Origin of the sequence: Synechococcus sp. Nb3U1, from assembly GCF_021533835.1 — a bacterium.
Classification (GTDB): Bacteria; Cyanobacteriota; Cyanobacteriia; order Thermostichales; family Thermostichaceae; genus Thermostichus.
The window spans coordinates 1,228,112-1,243,079 of the sequence record NZ_JAKFYQ010000001.1; the positions used below are offsets into that span (position 1 = coordinate 1,228,112).

The following is a 14,968-nucleotide window of genomic DNA, read 5'->3' on the forward strand; positions in this document are numbered from 1 at the left end:
CCTCAGGAGAAAGGGCAGTCTAGAATGATGTTGATGTTGCTCAGCAAAGAAGTACCGCCGGATCCCAGCGGCTCAGCCTGGAACTTACAATTTAGGGTGCGGTGCGCTGGTGCCCAAGGTGCTTCGCTACAGCGTGCCCCAGCTAAGTAATCGGCTAAATAAGGAGAAGGAAGGCAGTAAACAGAATGCTGCCTACATGATCTCGCTTGACATCAAGCTTAACGATATTCCACTGTGAATGCAAGCGTTACTTGCAGCCCGCCGCAATCCTTCAGGCTTTCTTCTCTCATGGCCTATTCTTCCTCTCGGCAAAGGCTGCTTAATGCGGCCCGAGATCTATTTGTTCGTCAGGGTATTACTCAGACCACTACCCGTCAGATCGCAGACCTAGCTGGGGTGAACGAAGTCACCCTGTTTCGACACTTTGGTACTAAGCAGGGGTTGTTGTTGGCAGTATTTGGGGAACTGGGGGTGTTTTCCGGCATCGCCGATCTTCCCCTAGAAGCGGATCCTACTACAGCTCAGGGCTCTGGATTGCAAGCCATTTTGATGAATTATGTCAACAATTGTTTTCGAGCTTTGGCCGACAATCCTGAGCTGGTGCGTTCGTTGGTTGGGGAGGCGGGGCTTTATTCCGAGGAGCATCGTTACGCCCTCCGGCTGGGGTTTTCCCAAGCACAGGAACAGTTAACGGAATATTTGCGGCAATTTCCCAACTCAGAGATACGAGAGACGAATCCGAATCGTCTTTACTCAGCTGTCGGGGTTTTACATCTGATGATCTTGGGGGCGGCCATGTTGGCAGTAACCGCCGAATTGCCCTCCGACTCTAGGGATCCCTCAGAACCAGCGGCTGAAAACCAAGGGATCCCGCCCCTCTTGCGGGCCTGTGTGGAGCTTTGGATGGCAGGGATAGCAAGGATGAGATGAACCCTACTACGGCCAGTAGGGGAAAAGAGAGGAGGTTGTAAGCCGGGTTCTGTGATGCAGGAGGAACTCCCTCTCTCTGACAGGTAAAGCCTCCTCTGCATTAGCGATCATCTATCTGGGAGTGATGTTACCATCACCCTCTTGCGGCGCACCACCACCGAAACCACCCTTCCCCAACTGGGTACCGTGATCTCGATGCAGCCAACAGGGGCGAAGAACAGCCCTCATCCTGCTTGCTGCGGCCTTGCTTTCCACCGGGGTTTACCGAGCCAACGCCTCTCGACGTTGCTGGTAGGCTCTTACCCTACCTTTGCACCCTTACCTGTGCTGGGATCCCAGCCATCGGCGGTATGTTTCTGTGGCACTATCCTCACGGTTGCCCGCACTGGGAGTTTCCCCAGCAGTGTGTTCTTCTGAAAGCCCGGACTTTCCTCATTCTTGCTGCCTGGTAGCGACAGCAAAAACGCGACCGCCTGCCCCTCCTCTCTCTTCAGCTCGATTCTAGGTCATTTCTTAAGCTGAGGCTCGCTCCTGCCAAGTGCGCATCTTACCCGGGTTGAGCAGTCCATAGGGATCCACCTCTTCTTTGAAGCGGATCTGCCGGGGATCCATCACTTTACGCCCGCCATCTTCAATGATGAAGGTGTGCGGATTGGCGATGAATACGCCATGCTCCTCGTGGTAGCACATGATCTCGTTGAGGCGTTCCTCAGTGGTAAAGCGCACAATTTGTAGACCCACCGGGGTAGCTTGGCCATTGATGCGAATAAACTCTAGGTGCATCAGCACTTCATCGCCAAAATACTCGTACATGTGCTGCACCATTTTCAGCTCTCGGTCGGTGGGGAAAGCCGATTGCAAATAGGTGAGGCTTGTATCAACGCTGCGGCAGTGCAGGGTGGTGTGGTTCCAGGTGAATTCCCCCAACATGATCCCTTTACTGGCTTCTTGGGCGGTTTTGTTGTAGACGACCTGCCCCCCATGTTCACGGATCAACTCCATCAGAGGCTCCACGCTGGATTCGGCGATCATCAGCAGAGCAATGGCGGCTCCCTCCGGTACGGATCCCCGCAGTGGCGCAAAGTAGCTGGGGATGGGCCAAGCATGGAGGCTGATCATCTTTTTGACGATCCCGTCCGCATCACCCAAGGCTTGACCAAAGTGGGCACAGGGCATGAAACCCACCTCGGCTGGGAAGGCCACCACTAACTCCGCCCACGGATAGGCAGGGGCAAGTGGGATCTCCACTTCGGTGATGATGCCGTTCAGTCCCCAGGCATGGCTAACCTTGAAAACTTCATCCCCTCGCAGCTCGATGATGCGCGGTTCTTCTTCCAGGGTGACTACCCGCAAGGCCAAGACATTACCCCGATCCCGCAATTGCCCGTAGGTGATGGAGCCAATGCCCCCACTTCCCCCTGCAATGAAGCCTCCAATGGTAGCAGTGCGATAGGTGGAAGGGGCCATGCGGATCTCCCAGCCAAGCTCGCGGGTTTGCTTATCAATGGCCATTAATTTGGCTCCCGCTTGTACCCGAGCCACGCCAGGCTTAGCCCAGAGCACCTGGTTCAGCTTACTAACATCCAGGATCACACCGCCCGACAGGGGAATGCACTGGCCATAGTTGCCTGTACCGGCACCGCGAACAGTCACCGGGATCCGATGCTGGGCACAGGCCGCCGCCACCCGTATCACCTCCGCTTCGTTGGCGGGGCGCACCACCAGATCCCCCCGTTTGTCGCTCAGTTGCCGGGTGAGCACGGGGCTGTAATGGTAAAAATCCAATGACAACTTGGTGAGCTGTGCTGGATCGGTAATGATTTCGATGCCCGTCAGGGCGGAATGCAAGGCTTGCAGCTTATCGGGGGCGGCAACGATCATAGGGATCCCTATTCAAAACCAATCTTCCTGAGTTGGGATCATCTGCGGAAATGGCCCGCAAAAGGGTTCGCCAAGAACAGTCTGCCGGAGTATCTCGCAGGAAGAGATCCGTCTGCCCACACATCCTTTAGCCGAAGCGGCCTTCCACGTAGTCTTTGGTGGCTTCCTTGTTGGGACTGTTGAAGATGACCTCGGTTTTGTTGAACTCCATTAACTCGCCCACGCGGTTGGATCCCACCAGCTCCACACTGAAAAAGGCAGTCATATCCGACACACGGCTGGCCTGCTGCATGTTGTGGGTAACGATGATAATCGTGTACTCCTCCTCCAGCTCTTTCATCAGCTCTTCAATGCGGCGAGTGGAGATTGGATCCAAGGCGGAGCAAGGCTCATCCATCAAAATCACATCCGGCTTCACCGCTAAAGCCCGGGCAATACAAAGGCGCTGTTGTTGACCGCCCGACAGAGATTGACCACTTTCTTTTAGTTTGTCCTTCACTTCATCCCAAAGGGCGGCCCGTTTCAGGGAGGTTTCCACCACCTCGTCTAGATCCACTTTCATGCCTAGCACCCGCGGGCCATAGGCAATGTTGTCGTAGATGGTTTTGGGAAAGGGGTTGGGCTTTTGGAATACCATGCCAATGCGCCGCCGCACGGAGACTGGATCCACATTTTCGGCGTAGAGGTCTTTGCCATGGTAGGTGAGCTTGCCTTCCACCCGAGCGCCAGGGATTAGATCATTGGTGCGGTTAAAGCAGCGCAAGACGGTACTTTTGCCACAGCCGGAGGGGCCGATAAAGGCGGTAATTTGCCGAGCTGGAATGTCTAAATTAACGTTTTTCACGGCCAAGTTAGAGCCGTAATAGACGTTCAGGTTTTCGGTTTTAAAAACGTAGGAAGTTGGGTTGGGGGATTTCGTTTGCATAGCACCACTCACAGGAGTTAGAGTTCGTCAGTTTTACACCACTTGTGTGATTATTACAAAAGGACAAGTCAAAATATACATGCAGATTGCATACCGATTGCTCTAAGTTATGTTCTGGTTTTGAGAACCAAAAAGCGGGAAACGAGGCTAGCTATCAATACGATTGCCAGCAGCACCAGGGCTCCGGCCCAGGCTAGCTCTTGTTGAGGTTCATAGGGAATAATGGCAAAGAAGTAGGTCATCACTGGCAAGGTTGCCACTGGCCCAAACAAGTTGGTTGACCAAAAATTGTTATTAAAGGAAGTAAATAGCAACGGAGCCGCTTCTCCTGCCGCCCTTGCCAAAGCCAAAAGCAATCCCGTTACAATCGCTGGAGCCGCTGCAGGCAAAACAATCCGCATCGTGGTTTGAAAACGGGTGGAACCAAGGCCAGTCGAAGCCAAACGCATGTCGGGAGACACTAGCAGTAAGGCTTCTTCAGTAGAACGAATCACAATCGGCAGCATTAATATCCCAAGGGCAATCCCCCCCGAAAAAGCAGAAAAACCGGATCCTTTCACCACCACCGCATAGGCAAATAGACCGCAAAGAATGGCCGGCACTCCGGTAAGCACATTGCAGGAGAACTTAACCAAATAGGTCAAACGGGTACCGCGACCAAACTCGGAAAGATAAACCGCCGTCAAGATTCCGAAGGGAAAGCTCAAGGCTGCCCCCGTCGACAATACCATCAAGCTGCCCACAATCGCATGACCAAACCCTCCATCTTCCAATCCGGGGGCAGGGTAACGGGTTTGGGTAAAAGTGTACCAGTTAAGCTTGTGCACTCCTTCTTTAGCCACATCCCAAAGCACCCAAGCCAAAGGCACGATAATAATAGCCACAAAAATGGCACTGAGGATGGTGAGAGCTTTACCAGAATAATTACGGATAGGGGCGATAGCAGCACGACTGATGTCGATGTCCTCAGATTGGAACTGGGCTGAGTTTGACATGATGACAATGTTCCTCCCTCTCTGGTTAGCGTTCCACGTTCTGAAACTTGCGGATGATGATTTCCGCTAGGACATTCGCCACCAACGACAGCACCATGAGTACCACTCCGGCATACATCAAAGCCGATACCTGTAAACGCCCCGCCTCGCCAAATTGAGAAGCAATTAGGCCAGTAATGGTGGATCCTGGCTGCAGCAGCGAGACATTAATACGGTTTGCATTGCCGGAGATCATGGCTGCCACCATTGTTTCTCCGAAAGCACGACCCATGGCCAACATGATAGAACTGACAATGCCGGACAGACCGGCAGGGATCATTACGGTTAAAATTGTCTCCCAGCGGGTTGCTCCCAAAGCCAAGGCTCCATCACGGAGGTTACGGGGCAGCGATTCAAAGGTACTGCGGGTAATGGAGATGATGATCGGGGAGATCATAATGGAGAGTACCAAGCCCACAATCAGCAAGCTGGGGCCGCGCGGGGCTGGGCCACCGAAGAGGGGAAACCACTTCATGCTTTCGTTTATGGCTCGGAAGATGGGGCGCACTGCCGGGATCAACACAAAGATGCCCCATAACCCCAACACCACACTAGGAATGGCCACAATCAACTCAATGGCAAAAGAAATGGGAGTTGTGATCCACTTGGGGGCAAAATCTTCCGTTAAGAAAATCGCCGTGCCAATGCCCAAAGGGATGGCAAAGATCAAGGCCACCAAAGAGGTCATTAAGCTGCCATAGATCTGCGGCAGCACTCCATAAATATTTTCGACAGGGTTCCAGCGAGTGGTAACCAAGAAGCTCCAGCCAAATTGTTGGACGGCCGGCAGGGCTTCCTCGGCAGTTTGCAGGATTACCAAAATGAGGATGACACCTGCAAAGACGGCCAAGGCCAAGGTTAGTCGAACGAAGCCCACATCCAAGATGCGGGAAGTGTCCATTTTCTTTTCAATACTGATATCCTGCAAAGAATCATAATCCCTAGCCGACGACGTCATAAGACCTCCCCTCTGCCAATTTCTTTTTCAACATCACTTTCAACAACTTACTCAGCCTAAATTACCTCACTTGGCTTCGGTGTGTTCATGTTCTGGCCAGCATCCTAAAGCTGAACTGTAAATATCAGTCCAAGTGGATCCGTGGCCAAAATTTGAGACATCAACCTGAGACATCAACCCGGACTTGAACTCTGTAAGCTTCCAAATAAAAGTAAGCCAGCAGCCGAAGAGGGACAAACCCACTCCACCGACCACTGGCTAGAAGCTACTGGCTTTCAGGGCAAAGCTTACTCATCGCACCGCATTGGGGTTAACCTTAATGCCATCCAGTTCTGCAAAGATACGATCGATGACAGGCTGAGGCATGGGAATGTAGTCCAGCTCACGGGTGATTGCCTGCCCCTCTGGGCCTTGCGTCCACTTTACAGCGTCCACAAGAGCCTTTAACTTTGCTTCATCCGGATACTCACGGTACAGCATTATCCAGAACAGGCCAACGATGGGGTAATGTTCAGAACCTTCAGGATCCGGTACCAACAAAGCAAAGTCCTCTGGTATCGGCTGATTCAAGGCGGCAGAAGCAGCCTCAGGGGAGAAGGCAACTATGTTGCCAGCTTTGTTTTCGAGGCGCGCGGTGCTCATGTTTTCTAGCTTGGCGTAGGACTGGTTCACATAGCCAATCGCGCCTTCTTCCTGCTTGATGGTAGCAGCCACACCTTCATTGCCTTGTGCACCAATGCCGACTGGCCATTCCACAGAGGTACCGAAACCAGAAGTCCAGTTGGGGCAAGCAGCATTGATGTGGTTGGTAAACACGAAGGTGGTACCGGAGCCGTCAGAGCGATGTACCCAGGTGATGGGCAGATCCGGTAGACGATCCACCAGAGTTGGATTCTGAGCTTTGATGCGGATATCATTCCACTTTTCAATCTCACCGGTAACAATGGCGCAGTAGGTTTCCCGCTTTAAGACTAACTCCTGAGACTCAATGCCGGGCAAGTTGTAGGCAAACTCAATAGCACCACCGGCTAAAGGCAACTGCAACGGCTCGTAGCCGTACTTGGCCTTGAAGTTCTCATAGCGAGATTTGTTGTTCTGCGCGTTCATTGGGCCTTCGGAAGCGCCGAAGTCCACACTGCCATTGATATACTGCTCTAAGCCAGCACCACTACCCACCGACTGGTAGCTGACTTGTACGTTGGAGTTGACAGTGCGATTGTAGGCATCAAACCAACGTTGCAGCACTGGAGCAGCAAAGGTTGCGCCAGCACCCGAAATTTGAATGGTTTGGGCTTGGGCTGGAGCCATTCCCAGAGATCCTACTGCCAAAGCAGTGAGGGAGAGCATAGAAGCAGAAAGCAGAGATCGCATAGGTGACGTCTGTTGCAGATCAACACTTGTAACCCTAAGGCTCCAAGGTTAAGCTCAGAATATATCAAGGTTAAGTTTTGGTTAAATCAAGAGAAAAAAGGCAAGTTTTTTTGAATATGCTGATCTTTCACAAAATGCTTAACTCTCACTACCAATTTAGGTTTATTTAGGATCTCAGACAAGAAAGGATCCCTAAGTAGTTGGGATCCCAAAAAGCTTGATGAGAAAAGACTTCTAGCACGTTTAACAGCTACGTAACTTGAGCAGATTTTGGCTCAAAGACAGGTATTGCTCAAGTCGCAAAACAGTTTTGATTAGAGTCTAGTTGAAATGAAAATCAGGGTAAAGAGATTGCCCTTCACCTCAGTAAGTTGATGGATTATCTGCAATACTCCGAGAGGAGCTCTAGGCAGGGATCTCTGGGGGTTTTAACGGGGAGGGAGCTGACTACATCCCTCTCTATCCTTTAGACGCAAAGATGTCCCAGCGGTTCCTTAAGGGTTGCCTCCCCGAGTGCATGAATCCCTCTCAAGCAGGGATCCGTCCGCCCCCCATTAGGTAAAGCAAGGCCATGCGCACTGCCACACCGTGGGTGACTTGCTGCTCGATTAGGTTGAGCTGAGGGTCTTCCATGACTTCGGAGCTGAGCTCCACGCCGCGATTGACTGGGCCGGGGTGTAACAGCTTCACTTCAGGGTGACACTGTTGCAGTCGCTGTCGCGTGATGCCAAAAAAGCGGTGATATTCCCGCAGGCTGGGTAGGAGCAATTCACTCATGCGTTCTTGCTGTAGGCGCAGAGTGATGACAAAGCGGCATCCTGCAAGGGCTGGATCCAGCTGCCAATGGATGGGCAGGGTATGGCTGGGGATCAACTGGGCAAAGTCTTTGGGCAGTAGGGTGGGGGGGCCAGCCAAGTGGACTTCTGCCCCGGCAGCCACCAAGGCATAGATATCGGAACGGGCCACCCGCGAGTGCAAAATATCCCCGACAATGGCGATCTTTACTCCCCGGAGGACTTCTAGATGGGGGCGGTCTGGTTCTAACTGGGTGCAGAGGGTAAACAGATCCAGCAATCCTTGGGTCGGGTGCTCGTGCAGACCATCACCGGCATTCAATACCCCTGTATGGGATCCGCGGCGGGCAATTTCGGCAGCTAACTGATGGGGTACCCCTGCCTGGGCATGACGGATGATCAGCAAATCGGATCCCATGGCCAAAAAAGTGCGGGCCGTGTCTAGGATTGTTTCTCCTTTGCTCAGTGAAGAGGTACTGGGGGAGAAGTTCAGCACATCTGCCGAAAGCCGCTTGGCTGCCAGCTCAAAGCTATTACGGGTGCGGGTGGAAGCCTCAAAAAATAAGGTGGCCACCACCTTGCCCTGTAGAGTGGGCACTTTGGGTAGGCGACGGGTTAAGACTTCCCGAAAACTAGCGCTAGTCTGCAAAACAATCTGATATTCCTCTGCGCTAAAGTCCGCCAGGCCCAAAACGTGTTGTCGTTGCCAAACCATGCAGCGGATCCCTTAAAGGCCCAGACGGGAAAAAATTTGATCCAAGTGAGCTAGGTGACGGGTGGCATCGAAACAGGAAGAGAGTTCGGTCTCGCTCAGGTGGGCCATCACCCGTGCATCTGCCAGTAAGTTGGCTCGAAAATCCCCATGAGGTTGGTTCCAGGCACGGTGGGCATTCTCTTGCACAAGGCGATAAGCTTCCTCTCGGCTCAAACCCTTATCCACCAAGGTCAACAACACCTGCTGGCTGAAGATGACACCACCGTAGATGTTCAGGTTACGCTCCATATTGCCTGCATGCACCTGCAAATGCTGCACCAGATCGGTCATCTGCACCAACAGATAGTGACAAAGGATGGAGGCATCCGGCAAAATCACCCGTTCTACCGAACTATGGGAAATATCCCGTTCGTGCCAAAGGGGAATGTTTTCTAGGGCCGAGAGGGCATAACCCCTTAACAAACGGGCAATCCCCGTCAGTTGCTCCGATTTGATCGGGTTGCGCTTGTGGGGCATGGCAGAGGATCCCTTTTGGCCGGGGGCGAAGTACTCTTCCACCTCCAGCACATCCGTCCGTTGTAGGTTACGGATCTCAGTGGCAAAGCGCTCCAGAGAGGAGCCGATCAGGGCCAGTGTTTGCACATACTCAGCATGGCGATCCCGCGAGATCACCTGCGTAGAGGCGGTATCTGGCTTCAGGCCCAACCGAGCACAGGCCAGCTGCTCCACCTGCGGCGACACATTGGCGTAGGTTCCCACTGCTCCGGAAATTTTGCCTACCGCCACCAAGGTTTGCAGGCGTTCTAGCCGCCCCTGATGCCGTAGGCACTCCGCCAGCCAACCCACCAACTTAAATCCAAAGGTGATTGGTTCGGCATGGATCCCGTGGGTACGCCCGATCATCAAGGTATGCCGGTGCCTCTGAGCTTGGGTACGAATGGCTGCACTTAAATCCGCCAGCCGCGCCTGCAAAACCGCTACAGAAGCCACCAACTGTAGGGACAGAGCCGTATCCAAGACATCGGAACTCGTCAGGCCGACATGAATATAGCGCCCGGCCTCGCCCACATATTCGTTGACGTTGGTCAAAAAGGCGATGACATCGTGCTTCACTTCCGCCTCGATCTGCAGCACCCGATTGGGGTCAAAGGCGGCTTTATGCTTGATCTGCTCCAGAGCCTCCCGAGGGATCCGGCCCAATTCCGCCTGCGCCTCACAAACGGCGAGCTCGACTTCCAGCCAGGTTTGCAATTTCTGTGGGTTGGACCAGATTTGGCCCATTTCTGGCAAAGTGTAGCGCTCAATCAAGGTGCTGGTTCCGTCTGTATGGATAACCCAGGTTATTTTAACGCTTAAGGACTCTCTCCTGCTGATGGGTTGTTGCTAGGCAAAACGTCAACGTGGCGCAACAGTCTGCTCTCAAGCTGGAATTCGGCAGTGGAGATGTGGTAGTTCTTTATACGGATAGCGTTACGGAGAGGAAATACCCTACGGGGGCCGTTCTGGCTGTGATGCCCCGACGAGTCGAACTTTCCATCCATTCCCGGCAGGACCTGAACCGATGATCCAAATCTTTGGCGATTACCGAGAGGATCTCCCCCAGGGTAATGAGTATCTGATCCTGAGATTCTCTCCCACTTCAGTACCTCTCAAAGAACGCTGGCGCAACAATGGCCTTTCTGCCAATTTTATGGCTGATTATATGGCCACTTTTTTCCCAGGTGAGAGTGTCGTTACGGTCAAAAGCGCGGTGAGCTTTATCGCCAACGAGCTGATCGAAAATACTATGAAATATAGTGACCAGTCTTCTGATTTTCCAGTAACAATTGCCCTTTATTTATATCGAGATAAGTTAATTTTTTTAACCAACAATAGCATTGCCAAAGAGCAGGTGCAAACCTTTCAAAGCTTCCTGAAAGAGCTAACGGAATCAGATCCGGCTGAACTTTGGTTACGGCACTTGGAGCGAAATGCCGAAGAGGAAGACTCTAACCAATCGGGGTTGGGCTTTCTCAGTATGATCAATGACTACCAGGCAGAGTTGGGCTGGAAGTTTGAAGATGTCGATCCCAACAGTGCAGCAGTTTCGACGATGGTACAGCTACGCTCAGAGTTACTCTAGGGGATGCTTTTTTTGATTTTGATCATGCAAGAATGGATGCAAGGAGCCAAAGGGATTATGGAGATTCGAGCGGAAGATTACCAGATTCAATATGATGCTGCCTCGGGTACGGTGCGTTGCCAGGGATCCCTACGCTTGGCGGGTACGGAAGAATATGCTCCTGTGGCTCAGTTGCTCGTTGATGCAGCAGGTCAACAATCGGAAACCATGAAGTTGGATCTGCGCCAGCTACAGTTTCTCAACAGCTCTGGTATCAATATGCTGTCCAAATTTATTGTGCGGGTACGGCAGCTGGGCAAACCCCAGATCACTGTTCTAGGCTCCAAAGGGATCCCTTGGCAGGGGAAGTCCCTTAAGAATCTGCAACGGCTGATGCCCAGTCTAATTTTGGAGCTGGAGGAGGAAGGATGAACCCTAAGTTTGGGGTTGCAGGTTTGGGGCTGGTTGGTTTCTTGGCAGGGATCCCAGCCGCCTTGGCCATACCCTCTCCACCCCCATCGGTCACCACCACACCCAATTCAGTACCTGGAACAGCCTCAGAGTTCAATTGGCAGGGATCCCTGAAATTGCTGCGCGGAGATAGCCTGGGCGCTTTGGAGGATTTGGATCGGGCTTTGCAGTTGGATCCCAGCTATGCCCCCGCTTATGTAAACCGCAGCTATGTCTACAATCAGTTGCGCTTACCCGAAGCAGCCCTAGCCGATGCGGAGCAAGCGATTCGTCTGGATGGCGGGATCCCGGAGGCCTACTTTAGTCGCGGGGTTGCCCATCTGCAACTGGGAGATCGAGAGGCTGCCATGGCAGATTTTCGTGGGGCAATGGCCCTGTTTTCAAAGAGTGGCAACTTTGCCGATCAAACCATTCTGCAACAACTGCTGCGGCAATTAGGAGTGGATGGGGGTTGAAAGCTTCCGCAGGGGGTTAGCCTGAACTGAGAATAAAATTTGACCCAAAATATGACCAACGAAGACCTCAACGAACGGTTTGCCCTACTTGCCGAAGGCTTGGATGATCTCAGGAGTGTGGTTGGTGGTGGCTAGTGAAACTCGTGCCGACTTGGCCCATTATGGGCTGGTGTAGTTACTACAGCTATTCAAGAGTTACAGACTACCCAGGTGCAGCAGGTAACTTTAGATCCAGAGTTTAGCGGCAGGACAAGAGCGCCAGGAGGCCATTTTGGTTGAGCTGATGCGACAACGCTCTTCAGATGGAAGCAGCAACTGACTCAACCTCTCCCAACCACTCCGACAAAGAAACCGCCTGGGCTTGCAGCCCAAACACATCGCAAAAAGACTCCACCAGCACTGGCGCGACCGCTTCCATCGTCACTTGCGGGCAAAACTGCGCCAGGGATCCCACCGGGCGATCTGGGATGCCGCAGGGCACAATCACTTCAAAAGCCGTCAAATCCGAGCAGACATTCAAGGCAAAGCCATGATAGGTGATCCAACGGGAGACCTTAATGCCGATGGCAGCCAACTTGGATCCCTCTACCCAAACCCCCGTCAAGCCCGGGATCCGCTCTCCTGTCAGGCCGAAATACGCCAGGCACTCAATCAACACCTGTTCCAACTGGCGCAAATACTCATGTAAATCCGGTTGGTGGCGCCTGAGGTTCAGCAGCGGATAGCCCACCCATTGGCCGGGGCCATGGTAAGTAACCTCCCCTCCCCGTTCCACCCGCAAGACTTCTATGGCTTTTCCAGAAGTCACGGGTTGTTCGTGCGGAGCACTAGGGGATCCAATCAGCGGTGAAAGGCTATGGAGACTCCGTCCCGCTGACGCGAAAAGGAACTTAGGGTCAGCCCCGGCCCCCAGGGTATAAACCGCAGGATGGGTGAGCAGCAACAAGCCATCGGGCAACTGGGGATCCCGGATCATGCGAGCCAACCGGGTCTGTTGCCAGGCCCAAGCGGTGCGGTAGGGAACTTCGCCAGGTTGATGAAGTAGAAGATGGGGTCGTTCTTGCACCACAGGGATGGCTAGGGGCCTGTAAAGACAATGTCGAAGGCGATGCTGATGCGAGGCTCGGTACCGACATAAGGAATGGTACGATGCCAGAGATGAGAGGGGAACAACACCAGCAAACCTGGCTGCGGCTGAATTTTCTGAACCAAAGGATGATTGGGCGCTTGGGCGAAGGGAAAACGCTCAGGATAAGTGCCAAACTCCAGCCATCCAGAAGGATCTGTTAGATCAATACCCATAGATTGGGGCACTTGCACGTAGTACACCCCACTCAGGCTGGCGGAAGGATGCACATGGGGGATCTGATGTCCCTGAGACTGCATCACCACCGCCCACAGATCCCGCACCTGAAACTGACCTTGGCTACGCTCTCGCCAGGGATGATCCGGAGGCAACTGGGGCAAGAGCTGCTCTAGATAAAGGGGCACGGTTGTCGCAATTCGGGATCCCAGGTGGTGCAGGGGATGATCTGGGTCAGCGGGGTTGAGATCTGCCAATAGGTTGCCGCTGTGATACCCACTACGAGTGGCGTTGCGGCTGCGCTCCCAAGTGAGGCTGGGGTGAGCCAAGATCCTCTCTGCCAAGCGTTGATTGAAACTGGCTGTTTCGTAAGGACTCTGTCCCGCTGACGCGAACAACTGGGTACTGGGAAAGGTTTGCACAAAGGTTTTGGGATCTGCCAAATGCCGCGCGCCATCCCAATTCTGCTGTTCGGCCTGAGCGATGGTTTGCAATGCCAAGGCCAGTGGATGGGCTGGATGAAGTTCCAAAGCCTTCTGACAGGCGGTTTCTGCTCCTAAGGGATCCCCTTTCATCAGCAGTAAATTGGCCAAATTGAGCTGTCCCTCCAACAGATGGGGATCCGCCAGCACGGCCCGTTGACAACAGTGCAACCCCTGCTCCAGCTTGCCCATCTGGCCAAAGGCATCTCCCAAATTGCTCAGGGCTTCGGCATACCCCGAACGGGCCAAAACCGCCTGCTGGTAACACTGCACCGCTTTTTCTAGTTGTCCCTGCTCTTCGTAAAGGGTGCCCAAGTTGTTGTGGGCTTCGGCAAAGTTGGGTTTGAGCTGAAGAGCCCGTTGATAACTCTGTTCGGCAGCCTGCCCATTTCCGCTGGCTTTCAGGGCATTGGCCAAGTTGTTGTGGGCCTCGACATAGTCGGGTTGCAGTTGAATGGCTTGTTCGTAAGCCTGGATCGCTTCTGACAGGGATCCCATCTCTTTCAATAGAATGCCGAGATCATTGTGGGCTTGGGCCGACTGAGGCTGTAACCGCACCACCTCTCGGTACTCCTGAGCCGCCTCTCGGTAAAGCTGAGCAGAACGCAACAACTGGGCAAAGTTCACCCGTGCTTCCAGATGATCCGGATCCAGGATCAGTGCTTGTCGATAGTGGGGAACCGCCTCCGCCAGGGATCCCTGGCTGTGCAGTAAAAAGGCCAGATTGTAGTGAGCATCCGCCTCTTCCGGTTGTAGATCCACCACTTTCTGCAAGTACCCCAATGCCTCCTGAAGCTGCCCCTGCCGGTAGGCGATCATCCCCAAAAGTTGCAGGGATCCCGTATGGTCGGGTTCTAAAGCTAGGATCTCCTGAGCCAATTGGGCCGCCTGCGGAACTTGCCCTTGCTGCCAATAGACAACACACTCGGCAAAGTGTCGCTCCAGATCCAAGGGCGCTTTTTGGGGAAATGGGGGCATAGGACTTGGCAACTTAGAGATATCTCCAAGTCAGATCTTACAGGTCAGAATCTCAAGTGTTTGAGTGCAATATCTCACTGCACTCAAATCCAGCCAGTGCTCACCCTCAGGCCACGGGCAAGTTGACCTGCGCCTGCAACCGCTCCAGTAAAGCACGCGGCTGCAATAGCCCTTCGATCCGGTCGATCGGCTGCCCATCCTTGAACAAAATCAGGGTCGGCAAGGCCTGAATGCCCCAGCGGGCGGCAATATTCGGGTATTTTTCCGTGTCCACCTTGATGAAGGAAACTGCATCCCCCACCTGAGGCTTCACTTGCTCCAACACATTGGCCATCAGCCGACAGGGGCCACACCAAGAGGCATAAAAATCCACCAGGATCGGGGTTTGGGATCCCTCAATCATGTCGGTAAAACTTTTGAACTGTTGCTTTTGAGCCATAGAACACTCCAACGATTATCCCAGAAAAACTTAAGATGCAATCATTTATATATTAACTGTTTGATTTAAGGCCAAAGGTAGGGCTCCTGCGACTGCTGGTTTCGGTTTCCCGCTAGGATATCTAGGGTTTA

General features: G+C 53.2%; 14 protein-coding genes and 1 other RNA gene. 4 read left to right on the forward strand and 11 right to left on the reverse strand.

Annotation, left to right across the window (positions count from 1 at the left end; all coding sequences use genetic code 11):
• Positions 1 to 288: 288 nt before the first annotated feature.
• Complete coding sequence (locus L1047_RS05645) at positions 289 to 930, forward strand: TetR/AcrR family transcriptional regulator (RefSeq protein ID WP_235277899.1); 642 nt, start codon at positions 289 to 291, stop codon at positions 928 to 930.
• A 22-nt stretch (positions 931 to 952) separates the two neighbouring features.
• Here the strand turns inward: L1047_RS05645 and rnpB are convergent.
• The 8 genes from rnpB to purB form a co-directional block, all read right to left on the reverse strand.
• An RNA gene (gene rnpB / locus L1047_RS05650) (RNase P RNA component class A) lies at positions 953 to 1,417 on the reverse strand.
• Between the two features lie 26 nt (positions 1,418 to 1,443).
• Complete coding sequence (locus L1047_RS05655; protein ID WP_235277900.1) at positions 1,444 to 2,811, reverse strand: FAD-binding oxidoreductase; 1,368 nt, start codon at positions 2,809 to 2,811, stop codon at positions 1,444 to 1,446.
• Between the two features lie 127 nt (positions 2,812 to 2,938).
• Positions 2,939 to 3,736: a phosphate ABC transporter ATP-binding protein PstB gene (pstB, locus tag L1047_RS05660; protein ID WP_235277901.1), complete on the reverse strand. Its 798-nt coding sequence runs from the start codon at positions 3,734 to 3,736 to the stop codon at positions 2,939 to 2,941.
• Between the two features lie 107 nt (positions 3,737 to 3,843).
• Positions 3,844 to 4,731, reverse strand: a complete 888-nt coding sequence (pstA, locus tag L1047_RS05665) for a phosphate ABC transporter permease PstA (protein WP_235277902.1) — start codon at positions 4,729 to 4,731, stop codon at positions 3,844 to 3,846.
• A 25-nt stretch (positions 4,732 to 4,756) separates the two neighbouring features.
• A complete protein-coding gene (gene pstC, locus L1047_RS05670; protein WP_235277903.1) occupies positions 4,757 to 5,728 on the reverse strand; it encodes a phosphate ABC transporter permease subunit PstC in 972 nt (323 codons plus the stop codon).
• A 291-nt stretch (positions 5,729 to 6,019) separates the two neighbouring features.
• Positions 6,020 to 7,036, reverse strand: coding sequence for a phosphate ABC transporter substrate-binding protein PstS (pstS, locus tag L1047_RS05675; protein WP_235277904.1), 1,017 nt, complete (start codon positions 7,034 to 7,036; stop codon positions 6,020 to 6,022).
• A 591-nt stretch (positions 7,037 to 7,627) separates the two neighbouring features.
• Entirely contained in the window at positions 7,628 to 8,608 is a 981-nt protein-coding gene (locus L1047_RS05680) for an aspartate carbamoyltransferase catalytic subunit (protein WP_235277905.1), read from the reverse strand.
• Between the two features lie 12 nt (positions 8,609 to 8,620).
• The gene (gene purB, locus L1047_RS05685) at positions 8,621 to 9,916 is read right to left on the reverse strand and encodes an adenylosuccinate lyase (RefSeq protein WP_235277906.1); all 1,296 of its coding nucleotides are present in this window, start codon (positions 9,914 to 9,916) and stop codon (positions 8,621 to 8,623) included.
• Positions 9,917 to 10,169: 253 nt separating this feature from the next.
• On the opposite strand from purB, the gene L1047_RS05690 reads away from it, so the two are divergent.
• The 3 genes from L1047_RS05690 to L1047_RS05700 are packed head-to-tail and all read left to right on the forward strand — an operon-like array spanning position 10,170 to position 11,635.
• The gene (locus tag L1047_RS05690; RefSeq protein WP_235277907.1) at positions 10,170 to 10,730 is read left to right on the forward strand and encodes a DUF6272 family protein; all 561 of its coding nucleotides are present in this window, start codon (positions 10,170 to 10,172) and stop codon (positions 10,728 to 10,730) included.
• A gap of 24 nt (positions 10,731 to 10,754) precedes the next feature.
• Positions 10,755 to 11,141 (forward strand): slr1659 superfamily regulator, encoded by a 387-nt coding sequence (locus tag L1047_RS05695; RefSeq protein ID WP_235277908.1) that lies wholly within the window; start codon positions 10,755 to 10,757, stop codon positions 11,139 to 11,141.
• Positions 11,138 to 11,635 (forward strand): tetratricopeptide repeat protein, encoded by a 498-nt coding sequence (locus L1047_RS05700; RefSeq protein WP_235277909.1) that lies wholly within the window; start codon positions 11,138 to 11,140, stop codon positions 11,633 to 11,635. Before L1047_RS05695 ends, L1047_RS05700 begins: the two co-directional genes overlap by 4 nt.
• 298 nt (positions 11,636 to 11,933) lie before the next feature.
• Here the strand turns inward: L1047_RS05700 and lipB are convergent, their stop codons facing one another.
• From lipB to trxA, 3 genes are all read right to left on the reverse strand, one after another.
• Positions 11,934 to 12,701, reverse strand: coding sequence for a lipoyl(octanoyl) transferase LipB (lipB, locus tag L1047_RS05705; RefSeq protein ID WP_443081705.1), 768 nt, complete (start codon positions 12,699 to 12,701; stop codon positions 11,934 to 11,936).
• 11 nt (positions 12,702 to 12,712) lie between these two features.
• Positions 12,713 to 14,398: a TIGR02466 family protein gene (locus tag L1047_RS05710; RefSeq protein WP_235277911.1), complete on the reverse strand. Its 1,686-nt coding sequence runs from the start codon at positions 14,396 to 14,398 to the stop codon at positions 12,713 to 12,715.
• 106 nt (positions 14,399 to 14,504) lie between these two features.
• The gene (gene trxA, locus L1047_RS05715) at positions 14,505 to 14,837 is read right to left on the reverse strand and encodes a thioredoxin (RefSeq protein WP_235277912.1); all 333 of its coding nucleotides are present in this window, start codon (positions 14,835 to 14,837) and stop codon (positions 14,505 to 14,507) included.
• Between the last annotated feature and the right edge of the window lie 131 nt (positions 14,838 to 14,968).

Coding starts and splice junctions, on each gene's coding strand:
- pstS (WP_235277904.1), bottom strand. CDS start 7,036: ATGGCTCCAGCCCAAGCCCAAACCATTCAAATTTCGGGTGCTGGCGCA.
- L1047_RS05710 (WP_235277911.1), bottom strand. CDS start 14,398: ATGCCCCCATTTCCCCAAAAAGCGCCCTTGGATCTGGAGCGACACTTT.
- L1047_RS05700 (WP_235277909.1), top strand. CDS start 11,138: ATGAACCCTAAGTTTGGGGTTGCAGGTTTGGGGCTGGTTGGTTTCTTG.
- pstB (WP_235277901.1), bottom strand. CDS start 3,736: ATGCAAACGAAATCCCCCAACCCAACTTCCTACGTTTTTAAAACCGAA.
- L1047_RS05680 (WP_235277905.1), bottom strand. CDS start 8,608: ATGGTTTGGCAACGACAACACGTTTTGGGCCTGGCGGACTTTAGCGCA.
- L1047_RS05655 (WP_235277900.1), bottom strand. CDS start 2,811: ATGATCGTTGCCGCCCCCGATAAGCTGCAAGCCTTGCATTCCGCCCTG.
- pstA (WP_235277902.1), bottom strand. CDS start 4,731: ATGTCAAACTCAGCCCAGTTCCAATCTGAGGACATCGACATCAGTCGT.
- trxA (WP_235277912.1), bottom strand. CDS start 14,837: ATGGCTCAAAAGCAACAGTTCAAAAGTTTTACCGACATGATTGAGGGA.
- L1047_RS05695 (WP_235277908.1), top strand. CDS start 10,755: ATGCAAGAATGGATGCAAGGAGCCAAAGGGATTATGGAGATTCGAGCG.
- pstC (WP_235277903.1), bottom strand. CDS start 5,728: ATGACGTCGTCGGCTAGGGATTATGATTCTTTGCAGGATATCAGTATT.
- L1047_RS05690 (WP_235277907.1), top strand. CDS start 10,170: ATGATCCAAATCTTTGGCGATTACCGAGAGGATCTCCCCCAGGGTAAT.
- L1047_RS05645 (WP_235277899.1), top strand. CDS start 289: ATGGCCTATTCTTCCTCTCGGCAAAGGCTGCTTAATGCGGCCCGAGAT.